The sequence below is a fragment of the Spirillospora sp. NPDC000708 genome, from assembly GCF_040299565.1.
Taxonomy (GTDB): Bacteria; Actinomycetota; Actinomycetes; order Streptosporangiales; family Streptosporangiaceae; genus Spirillospora.
In genome coordinates this window covers 82,527-90,829 of the sequence record NZ_JBEPCJ010000039.1, presented here as the reverse complement: position 1 = coordinate 90,829, position 8,303 = coordinate 82,527, and the positions used below count along the sequence as shown (strand labels likewise).

7 protein-coding genes are annotated in these 8,303 nt (G+C 76.3%); 2 read left to right on the top strand and 5 right to left on the bottom strand.

From position 1 onward, the window contains the following. From ABT299_RS26435 to ABT299_RS26425, 3 genes are all read right to left on the bottom strand, one after another. Positions 1 to 1,282, bottom strand: a 1,282-nt coding sequence (locus ABT299_RS26435) for a PP2C family protein-serine/threonine phosphatase (RefSeq protein ID WP_500252357.1), incomplete at its 3' end; no start/stop codon positions are given. Then, positions 1,279 to 3,753 carry a tetratricopeptide repeat protein gene (locus ABT299_RS26430; protein ID WP_500252356.1) on the bottom strand — a complete coding sequence of 825 codons (2,475 nt, stop codon included), beginning with the start codon at positions 3,751 to 3,753 and terminating at the stop codon, positions 1,279 to 1,281. The genes ABT299_RS26435 and ABT299_RS26430, both read right to left, overlap by 4 nt. Continuing rightward, complete coding sequence (locus ABT299_RS26425) at positions 3,750 to 4,997, bottom strand: hypothetical protein (RefSeq protein WP_500252355.1); 1,248 nt, start codon at positions 4,995 to 4,997, stop codon at positions 3,750 to 3,752. Before ABT299_RS26425 ends, ABT299_RS26430 begins: the two co-directional genes overlap by 4 nt. A 198-nt stretch (positions 4,998 to 5,195) precedes the next feature. On the opposite strand from ABT299_RS26425, the gene ABT299_RS26420 reads away from it, so the two are divergent. Then, positions 5,196 to 5,711, top strand: coding sequence for a helix-turn-helix transcriptional regulator (locus tag ABT299_RS26420; protein WP_190859819.1), 516 nt, complete (start codon positions 5,196 to 5,198; stop codon positions 5,709 to 5,711). Positions 5,712 to 5,736: 25 nt separating this feature from the next. On the opposite strand, the gene ABT299_RS26415 is transcribed toward ABT299_RS26420, so the two are convergent. Continuing rightward, positions 5,737 to 6,618 (bottom strand): lysophospholipid acyltransferase family protein, encoded by an 882-nt coding sequence (locus ABT299_RS26415; protein ID WP_500252354.1) that lies wholly within the window; start codon positions 6,616 to 6,618, stop codon positions 5,737 to 5,739. 57 nt (positions 6,619 to 6,675) lie between these two features. Further along, positions 6,676 to 7,347 (bottom strand): class I SAM-dependent methyltransferase, encoded by a 672-nt coding sequence (locus ABT299_RS26410; RefSeq protein ID WP_500252353.1) that lies wholly within the window; start codon positions 7,345 to 7,347, stop codon positions 6,676 to 6,678. A gap of 65 nt (positions 7,348 to 7,412) precedes the next feature. Here ABT299_RS26410 and ABT299_RS26405 point away from each other — a divergent pair, with 65 nt between their 5' ends. Next, a complete protein-coding gene (locus ABT299_RS26405) occupies positions 7,413 to 8,246 on the top strand; it encodes a TrmB family transcriptional regulator (RefSeq protein WP_500252352.1) in 834 nt (277 codons plus the stop codon). Positions 8,247 to 8,303 lie beyond the last annotated feature (57 nt).

Genomic DNA, 8,303 nt, shown 5'->3' with positions numbered 1-8,303 from the left:
CGGGCCGCTCGTTCTCGGCGGGTGCGCCCTCGGCGGCGCCCGCCGCCGCGTTCCCGGCGGCCGCCTCGGGGCCCTCGCCCGCCGCCGCGGGGTCGTGCGCGGGGGCGTGCGCGGAGCCGCCTCCGGGCCCGCCGAGGAGGGCCGCCAGGTCCGCGGCCGCGGGGAAGTAGTTCCACAGGCCGTCGCTGCACACCAGCAGCGTGCCGGGGCCGGTCGGGCGGAACGTCGCGACGTGCGGCCGGACCTCGCCCGCGTCCGCGCCCAGCCAGGCGGTGATGACGTGCGCGTTCGGGTGCGCCTCCGCCTCGGCCTCGGTCAGCGCGCCCTGCGCCACCATGATCGCGGCCCACGAGTCGTCCTCGGTGAGCTGCCGGGACGCGCCCAGCTCGGCCATGTCGCCCGTGTTCGGCTCGGTGCCGCCGGTGTTCGGCTCGGTGTCGTCCGGTCCGAGGCCCTCCGGCCGCGTCGCGTCCGGACGGGTCTCCTCCTCGCCGGAGTCGGCCGTCCCGTCCCCGTCGGCGGACAGCCAGTAGGCCCGGCTGTCGCCGACCCAGCCGACGGTCAGGGCGCCGCCGCGCGTCACCGCCGACACGTACGTGCACGACGGCGCCTCCGACGGGGACGCGGCGAGCGCCGCGACCGCGTCGGCCGCCTTCAGCGCCGCCGCGCGGGTCGCCTCCTCGGGGTCGCGGCCCGCGTCCAGCAGCGCCGCCAGCTCGGCGGCGGCGGTGTCGGCGGCCGCGCGGGACGCCTCGTCCGGACGCTGCGACGAGCCGACGCCGTCCGACACGACCGCGACGACGCCGGCGGCGTGCGCGGCGAGGGCGATCGCGTCCTCGTTGCGGCTGTAGCGGCGGCCGCGGTCGCTGGCGCCCGCGGCCGCGAGCGGTCCGGACCCGTTCGCGGCCGGGCCGGCGGCTCCGCCGGCGGCCGGAAGGCCGATCTCGACATGGTCGCGTTCGGCGGGCTGGCGCAGGCCGCACCGCTCGCAGTAGCCGTCCGCGTCGATCGCCGCGCCGCCGCACTCCGGGCACGGGCGGGCCTCGCCCGCCGCGCGGCGCCGCGCGATCGAGGCGGAGCTCTGCCGGATGGTCGCGCCCTCCCGGGGCGCCGCGCCGCTCCCCTCGGGACCGGCGGGCGGCGGGTCGCCGAGCTTGTGCCCGCAGTTCTCGCAGAACACGTAGCCCGGGTAGACGATCTCCCCGCACACCGGGCAGGTCGGTTCGGCGGGCTTGGCCGCGGCCGTGCCGTCGACGGGGGCTGCGGTCGGGTCGTCGGTCACAGCAGCGTCCTCGGGCGTACGGCGTTGGCGGAGTCGATGAGCAGGCGCGACTCGGCGCGGTCGCGGGAGCGGCGCGCCAGTTCCCGGTAGGTGCGCTCCAGCCGGCGCCGCAGCGGGGTCTCGGCGAGCGGCGCGCCCATGAGCGCACCGCCCTGCGCACCGCCCGGCGCGCCGTTGCCGGAACCGGCGGGCAGCCAGTCGAGCGCGGCCTCCAGGATCTCGGCGGCGAGCCGGTCGCGCCGCTCGTCGTCCAGGTCGAGGCCCTCCAGCCGCTCGCCCGCCGCGACCAGCTCGGCCGCCGTCAGGTCCGCGGGCGCGCGGCCGCGCACCGCCGTCGCGACGGCCGCGACCTGCGCCGGCACGTACCGGATGGAGATCTTCGGCACCGCGTCCAGGGCCTGCACCGCGGCGGCGCGGCGGCCCGCGGCCAGGTGCACGCGGGCCAGCCCGAACGCCGCCGTGAGGTAGCCGTGGTCGGTCCGCCACACCAGCTCGAACAGCCGGACGGCCTCGTCCGGCGCGGAGTGCTCGCGGCAGTAGGCGAGGCCGAGCTTCGGCGCCGCCTCGCCGGGCAGCAGCGAGTACAGCCGGTCGAAGCACCGCTCGGCGTCGGCGACCCGCCCCGAGGCGAGGAGCGACACGGCGCGGAACCAGTCCACCCGCCAGTCGCCGGGAAGGCTCTGCGCGAGGCCGTCCAGCAGGGCCGACGCCTCGTCCGCGCGGCCCGTCTCGATCTTGACGCGGGCGAGCGCCAGCATCACCTCCGGGGTGCGCTCCGGCGCGCTCTCCAGCACCGGGCCGAGCTGCTCGTCGTCCAGCGCGGTCAGCCCGGCCAGGAACGCGGCGGCCGGGTCGGCGCCGTCCACCAGCGGCACCGGCAGCGCGGACGCCGCGACCTCCGGCGGGACGGGCGGCAGCGCGGACTCGGCCGCCAGGTCGCCCGCCATCCACGGGTCGAAGCGCTCCGGCCCGAACAGCGCGGACGGCGCGGGGCGCGGCGCGCCCTCCTCGGCGGCCAGCACCTCCCGCAGCACGCCGGTGAGCTGCTCCGCCATCTCCGCCGCGTCCTGGAACCGCTCCGCGGGCGCCTTGTGCGTCGCCCGGCGCAGGAACCGGTCGTAGGACTCGTACCTCTGGAGCAGCGGCACCTCCTCGCGCGGCGGCAGGCTCTCCGCGTACGCCCGGGTGTAGCCCTTGAACGGGAAGCTCAGCACGGCCAGCGCGCGCCCGACCGTGTAGAGGTCGGAGCTGATCGACGGGCCGACGTCGGCGATCTCCGGCGCCTGGTATCCGATGGTGCCGTAGATGGCGCCGTCCGGGTCGTCCAGCCGCCGGACGCCGCCGAGGTCGATGAGCTTCAGCTCCTCCTCGGACTGGATGACGTTGTCGGGCTTGAAGTCGCAGTAGACCAGGCCCTTGGCGTGCAGGTAGTCGAACGCGCGCAGCACCTCGAGGCCGTAGGCGATGGCCTGCGTGAGCGGCAGGTGCTTCTCGCCGGTGGGCTGCGGCTGCTCCAGCAGGATGTCCTTGAGCGACTGGCCGCCGACGTACTGCATGACGATGTAGCCGTCGCCGTCGTGCTCGACGAAGTTGTAGATCTTGACGATGTTCGGGTGCTCGACCTCGGCGAGGTAGGCGCGCTCCGCCGCGGCGGCGGCCATGGCGTCGGCGTCCCCGGTGTCCAGCAGGCCCTTGAGCACCACCCACCGGTTGCTGACGTTCTTGTCCTGCGCGAGGTAGATCCAGCCGAGGCCGCCGTGCGCGATGCAGCCGAGCACGCTGTACTGCCCGCCGACCAGGTCGCCGGGGCTGAGCTTCGGTGTGAAGGAGAACCCGGTGCCGCACTTCGGGCAGAACCCCTCGGTGCGGCCCGGCCGGTCGGGGCGGCCGCGCCCGACGGGCTCGCCGCAGTTGGAGCAGTACCGCTTGCTCTCCGCGACCTGCGGGTCGCTCATCACCGCCGAGGACGGGTCCCGGTACGGGACGCGGGGCACCTCGACGAGACCGGCGCCGAGCATCCCGCGCCGTCCGGACGACCGCGACGAGCCGGTGCGGGTGCTGCCGGTGCGGGTCGTGCCGCTCGTGCCGGTCGTTCCGCTCGTCCCGGTCGAGGCGGACGGCTGGTCCGGGGGCGAGCCGCATTCGTCGCAGTAGCCGTCGACGATCGTGCCGGAGCAGCCCGGCTGGCGGCATTCGCCGTCCGGCGGGGCGGACGCCCCCGACGATCCGGACGGCGCCTGCGCGGCCGGGGCGGCCGCCGAGCCGCATTCGTCGCAGTAGCCGTCCACGATCGTGCCGGAGCAGCCCGGCTGGGTGCAGGCGTCCGGCGCGCCGGACCCGGAGGCGGGCGACCCGGACGCGGAGGATCCGGAGGTGGGCGACGTGTTCGGCGAAGCGGGCGGCATGCCGCATATGACGCAGTAACCGTCCTCGATGGTTCCGCCGCAGCCCGGCACGGTGCACTGGCTCAACGTTCCGCTCCCTTCGCCCGCGAGGTGATGGCCTGCTGGTATCCCGACAGCGTCACGGTCGCCTCGCGCAGGTCGCACGGCGAGGTCCAGAGCAGCTCGCGGGCCCGCTCGTAGATCGCGGCGAGTTCGGCGTCCTCGGACCCGCCGAGGCGGGCGGCCTTCGCCCGGTACGCCTCCAGCCGTCCGCGCAGTTCCTCGCGCCGGTCCAGCAGGCCCCGGATCACCTCGACGTCCCGGCGGGCCTGGTCCAGCGCGGCGTGCATCGCCCGGTCCAGGTCCGCGACCCGGTCGGCGAGGTCGTTCCAGCCGCCGCCGGCCGCCGTGCCGTGCGGCGGCCGGCCGACGGCGGCGAGCCGGTCGGCGAGCGTGGCGGACATGTCCGGTAGATCCGGCAGTACCGGCGAGGCGATCTTCGCGAGCACCTCGTCGCGGACGCGGCGCGCCTCCGCCTCCGTGCCGCGCAGCGCGTCGAGCACGGCCGCGATCCCGGCGATCCGGTCGGCGAACCCCTCGCGCAGCCGCTGCGCCTCCTCGAGGCCGCGCCGCACGTCCGCCAGCGCGGTGCGCAGCGCGTCCAGCCGACCGGTGTCGGCGCGCCCGCCCTTCGCCAGCGCGAGCGGATCGGCGCGCACGACCGCGGCCACGGTGCGCAGCTCGGCGGTCAGCCGGTCCAGGTCGGGGTCCGTGCCGCCCAGCGCGGCCAGCAGGTCGGCGGCGGCGCGCTGCTCGGCCTCCACCTCGGCGAGCCGGGACAGCAGCGCCGACCAGACGGCGTCGAGCGCGGCGACGGTCTTGGCGACGTCCTCGTACAGCGGCGTCATCCGCGCGACCACCGCCTGCAGCGTCAGCCTCTCGCCGGACGGGACGGCCAGCAGCGTCCGGCGCTCCAGCGGGACCTCCTCGGCCGGCAGCTCCACCGACGGCCCGGCCAGCAGCCGGGTCAGCTCGGCGAGCCGCGACCGGTCCGGCCGCGGGTGGAGGGCGCGCAGCCGCTCGGCCTCGCCGAGCGTGCGCCCGTAGTGGTCGAACAGCGCCCAGATCTCCGCCATCCGCGACCGCACCTCGGCCTGCACGCGCCGCGTCTCCCCGTCCAGCGCCGCGCCGTCCAGCAGCTGGTACCCCGGATGCCCCTCCAGTTCGAGCAGGGCCGTGCTGATGCGCTCCTTCTCGTCGCGCAGCTGCGCGAGCGCCCGGTCGGCCCCGTCCCGGTCCAGCGGGGGCCGGGCCGCCCACACGTCGTTCACCGCCCGTCCGCGATCATGCGTTCGCCCCCGATTCCCCCGAATAGAGCACGTTTTGGGGCACAGTGTTCACCATGCGGCGTGGGCATCTCAAGCGAGCCCGCGATCGGAGCGCGCCGTGCCGCCCGTCCTGCGTCAGGTGACGCTTTCCGGGCGTTCCCGCCACTGCGAAATGTCAGTGTTCGAACGTATGATCGAACCATGGCGAACGTTGCGACGCACCTTCGGACCACCCCCGCGCACGACGCGGCCGGCACCGTGCTCACCGCCGCCGAGATCGCGGCCCTCGCGCTCTCCCTCGCGCACCTCGGCGCCGGCCCGCAGGCCGCCACCGCCCGCCGCGCCCTGCGCTCCCTCCTCGACAACGCCGGCCACGACGACGTGGTCGCCGCGACCCTGGCCACCCTCACCGCGCCCCTGGACGCCTCCACCGCCGACCGCGCCCGCGTCATCGCCGCGGCCATCACCGAGCACCGCGTCGTCCGGCTCTGCTACGGCGACGCCGGCGCCAACGTGACGATCCGCGAGGTGGAGCCCGTCACCTGCCTCGTCCACCGCGACCACTGGTACCTCGTCGGCTGGTGCCGCATGCGGCGCGGCGTCCGCGCCTTCCGCTTCGACCGCATCCTCGCCGTCGAGTCCACCGGCCTGCCCTCGCGCCCCCGCCGCGCCGACCGCTACCTGCCGTTCCAGCGCCGGACGGCGCACGCGGCCTGACGGGGGCCGGGCCGGCGCCGCGCCCTCAGCGCAGGACGCGGCGCCGGCCCCGCACGGCCCGCCCGAGCAGGCGGCCGGTCGAGCGGGCCAGCCGGCCCGCCGGCGTGCGCGACGGGTCGTCGCGCTGCTCGGCGCGCAGGCCGTGGATGATCTCCTCGACGGCCTTGCGGGTCAGGTCGCGCACCTCGGTGACCGCGCGGTCATCGTCCGCGCGGCCCTCCCACAGCGAGGTGTCGATCGGCTCGCCGAAGCCGAAGTAGAGCCGCTGCGGGCGCGGGATCGGCGTCGGGCCGATGCCGCGCGACACCGGCATCAGCACGTCGTCGCGCATTCCGCGCTCGCCGAGGACGGCGCGGCCGAGCAGCCTCGCCGGGGCGAGCAGCGGGCTGCCCGGGTCCAGCACGGTGGTGAACATCTCCTCCACGCCGACCGAGCCGAACGGGATGATCGGGCAGCCCGCCTCCACGGCGAGGCGGGCGAAGCCCAGCCGGCCCTCCCATTGCAGCCGGTACCGGTCGGCGCGGTCGCGCGTGGCCTCCCGCGCGCCCCCGGGGAACACCACGACCATCTGCCCGTCGCTCAGCAGGGCCCGGCAGTTGGCGCGGGTCCCGTCCACCGAGCCGCCCAGGTCCATCACGCTGCGCCACCCCGGGATCCGCCAGTGCGCGTGGTCGGCCAGCGACCGCACCCACACCCCGCGCCGCCGGTGGATCTCGAAGAAGATCAGCGGCGCGTCGACGACCCCGTACACCGTGTGGTTGCCGACCAGCAGCGCCGGACCCGTCCGGGGCACGTTCTCCATGCCGTGGAAGACAGGCGAGGTGTACGCGCGCCACGGTTCGAGCGCCAGGTCCGCGGCGCGGATCAGCGCGCCGGACGGCGGGGTCCAGTCGAGGGGGGAGGCCATGGCGACCGATCGTAAAGGAGGCCGACCGCCGCTCCTGACCCGAGGGTCAGCGACCGCTTACTCGAGCGGCTCGTAGAACGAGTCGACCGCCGGCTGCCCGGTGTAGTTGGGACCGGCCTGGTCGTCGGCGCCCAGGTACCGGAAGGGGAACCGCACCTCGCGCCGCCCCCGCAGGGAGATCCGGCGGCGCCGCCCGTCGTAGTGGAACCCCGCCTCGCGCAGCGCCGCCCCGACCCGCCGCCCGCCTGCGCCTCCGCCCGGACCTCCGCTCGAAGCCCCGCCGGAGGACCCGTCCGCGAGCCGGACGCTCGCCGCGTCGAAGTTCGCCACGAGCAGCCCGTCCGCGCTGAGCCACGACGCGGCGCGTGCCAGGACGCCCAGCTTGTCGCCGACGTAGTGCAGGCCGTGCACGCACGTGATCAGGCCGTACGGCGCGTCCGGTGCCCACTCCGCGACGGACGCCGTGACCAGCCGCACGGCGCTCGCCGCGGGCAGGTAATGGCCGGCCAGGTCGACGCCCGTGATCCGCGCGTCCGGGCGGCGGGCGGCGGCCTCGGCCAGCGCCCGTCCCGCGCCGCAGCACAGGTCGAGCCAGCCGTGGTCGATCTCCGCGAGGACGTCGATCCCGAGCTCCCGCCCGTACGACCTGAGCGTCCGCTCCCGGTTCATGGCGCAGTTGGCCACCACCGGTGACCTTTCCAACGTCACGTCGTCCAGCCGCCGCTCCATGCCCGGATTCTGGCACCGCGCGCGGCCCGGCGACGGCGGACGCCCGAAGAACTAGCATTGCGGCGGTGAGCGCCCGGGACGTCCTTGAGCATCTGCAGCGGCTCGGCATGTCCGGATACGAGGCCAAGGCGTACGTGGCCCTGGTCGGGGCGGGCAGGCCGGTCAACGGGTACGAGGTGGCGAAGCGCTCCGGGGTCCCGCGCAGCACGGTGTACGAGACGCTCGGCAAGCTGGTGGCGCGGGGCGCCGCCTACGAGCTGCGGGGATCGTCCGACGCGACCGAGTACCTGCCGCTGCCGCCCGACGCGCTCCTGGACCGGATGCGGCGGGAGTTCGACGGGTCGGTGGACGTGCTGCGGTCGGCGCTGCCCGCCGTGGCGGCGGCCCCCGAGGGCCACCTGATCCACGGGCTGAAGGACGCCGAGGCCATGCTGGACCGGGCGGAGGACGTGATCGCCGGTGCCCGGCGCGACCTGTTCATGTCCGTGTGGCCGGAGGAGATGCGGCGGCTGCGGGAGGCGGTCGTCGACGCCGCCGGGCGGGACGTCGAGGTGTCGGTGGTCTCGTTCGGCGAGGACGCCGACCCCTTCGGCGGGGACGGTGACGGGGCCGTCTACCAGCACCGGTACTCCGCGCCCGAGGCCGTCCTGGAGGATCTCGGCTACCGGCTCCTGGTGGTCGTCGGCGACCGGCGGGAGGCCGTCGTCGGCGGGGTCGGCGAGGGCGCGGCGTGGGGGATCTACACGGCGGACCCGGCGGTCGCGCTGATGGCGGCCGAGTACGTCCGGCAGGACATCGCCCTGCAGATCCTCGCGGACCGGGTCGGCGCCGGGGAGCTGGACCGCCTGTTCGCCACCGACCCCGGCCTCCTGCGCCTGCTCGGCCGCACCACCTCCTGACGCGTCGGGAGGGGGTGCGGCGGGCGGCGTGCGAGACGCCGGCGGGGACGGCGCGGG